Genomic DNA, 2,219 nt, shown 5'->3' with positions numbered 1-2,219 from the left:
CGCAGGCACTCGACACTGGGCTATCTGAGCCCCGTGGAGTTCGAGGAGCGAGCTATGTTAGCTTAACCTCGTGTCCGAAAAACCGGCAGCAGGCCAATATTCGGCCGGGTGCCCGAACGTCCCCATTGAGTTCGGTATGAGGGAGGTGCTGCGCCCTTGGCTGATGGTAAAACGTGGTCTGCAAGCAACAGCCACAAGCATCAGGAAAGGAACGCAGCGTGAAGCATTATATCGGCCTCGACGTTTCGGTAAAAGAAACCTCCATTTGCATTGTCGATGAGACGGGCAAGATTTGCCGTGAAAGAAAGGTGGTCAGCCATCCCGATGACCTGGTTGCAGCTCTGAACGATCCAGCCTTGCGGATTGAACGGATCGGGCTCGAGGCCGGACCATTGTCACAATGGTTGTTTGAGGGCCTAGCCAAGGCTGGCTTGCCGGTAATCTGCATCGAGACCCGGCACACCAAGGCATTCCTCAAAGCACAACCGAACAAGAGCGACCGCAACGATGCACGCGGCATTGCCCAGATGATGCGTGTCAATCTGTTCCGTCCGGTTCATGTCAAGACGCTGACGAGCCAGAAGCGGCGAGCATTGCTGACGGCGCGCAAGCTCTTGCAGGAAAAGGCCCTTGCTATCGAAAACGACCTGCGTGGCCTGCTGCGCAACTTCGGGCTGAAGGTCGGCGTGGTCGGAGCTGTCAAATTCGAGGCGCGTATTCGCGAGCTCGTCGAAGGTATCCCGGACTTGGCCGAAATTGTCGAGCCACTGCTCGACGCGCGTCGGAAGCTGCGGGAGAATTTTGCCACCCTACACCGCAAGCTTCTGCTGATCGCCCGAGATGATGAGGTCTGCCAGCAGTTGATGACGATCCCCGGTGTCGGGCCCGTGGTGGCGCTGGCCTACACGGCCACCATTGACATTCCGGCACGGTTCCGCAATTCCAGGGCCGTGGGGCCGATCTTGGGCTTAACGCCGATCCTCAACCAATCTGGTGAAAGCAAGCGTGTTGGCCGCATCTCTTTGTGCGGTGACGGCATGATGCGCACCCTTCCTTATGAGGCTGCAAAGGTGCTTCTGACACGGGTCGCAAAATGGTCGTGGCTGAAAGCCTGGGCGATGAACGTTGCCAAACGGCGCGGCGCCCCAAAAGCCATCGTCGCCCTTGCCCGTCGCCTCGCTGTCATCATGCATCGTATGTGGAGCGACGGCACAGAGTTCCGCTGGACCAGAGAGGTGCTCTGATCCCCGCAAACTGGATCGCTTTTGGTTAGAGTTTTCCGCTTAGGGTTCCCTGGCTGGGGTGGAGTGGAGAGCGATGAAGGCATCGAAGTTTTCGGACGCGCAGAAGGCGTTCATTCTGAAGCAGGGCGATGACGGCGTGCCCGTGTCGGAGATCTGCCGCAAGGCCGGGATCAGCCAGGCGACCTATTTCAATTGGAAGAAGAAGTATGCTGGACTGTTGCCAGACGAGATGCGCCGGCTGAAGGCCCTTGAGGACGAGAACAGTCGGTTGAAGAAGATCGTCGCTGACCTGACGCTTGATCGCGAGATGCTGCAGGACGTCATTCGCCGAAAGCTCTGAGGCCTGCCCGGAAGCGCAAGCTGGTCGACGGGATGCTGGTGGACTGGGGGATATCGATCAGACGGGCCTGCAAGGCACTGAAGTTCGACACCTCGACCTATCACTACAAGTCCCGTCGCACCGGGCAGGCCGCGCTCGAACGAAGGATCAAGGAGATTTGCGAGACGCGGGTTCGCTACGGCTACAGGCGTGTCCACGTGCTGTTGCGTCGTGAGGGATGGACGATCAACATGAAGAAGACCCGTAGGATTTACAATGAGTTGGGACTGCAGCTCAGGAACAAGCATCCCAAGCGACGGGTGAAGGCCAAGCTCCGGGGGGATCGCCAGGAGGCCATCGGACCGAACGATGTGTGGGCCATGGATTTTGTCCATGACCAGCTCGCAACCGGCAAGAAGCTCCGTGTCCTGACCATTGTCGACACTCATTCCCGCTATTGCCCAGCGGTCGATCCGCGCTTCTCCTATCGCGGCGAGGATGTAGTCCAGACGCTTGAGCGAGTATGTGGCCGTATCGGCTATCCGAAGACGATCAGGGTCGATAACGTCCTATATCGGGAAGATTTGGCTGCTTAGGTCAGCAGGTCATGGGGCATCCGGTGTCCCGGATGCCCTGATATGGTTGCCCAAGCGGTC

1 protein-coding gene and 1 pseudogene are annotated in these 2,219 nt (G+C 58.5%); both read left to right on the top strand.

The window, feature by feature from the left end:
• Positions 1-218: 218 nt before the first annotated feature.
• Positions 219-1,244, top strand: a complete 1,026-nt coding sequence (locus tag AC07E3_RS21335) for an IS110 family RNA-guided transposase (RefSeq protein ID WP_478364729.1) — start codon at positions 219-221, stop codon at positions 1,242-1,244.
• Positions 1,245-1,317: 73 nt separating this feature from the next.
• Positions 1,318-2,126, top strand: a pseudogene (locus AC07E3_RS21330) (IS3 family transposase); the annotation flags it as partial.
• Positions 2,127-2,219 lie beyond the last annotated feature (93 nt).

The sequence above is a fragment of the Nitratireductor lacus genome, assembly GCF_056431025.1.
The sequence above is the reverse complement of the archived record's forward strand: the minus strand, read 5'-3'. Positions and strand labels throughout refer to the sequence as shown.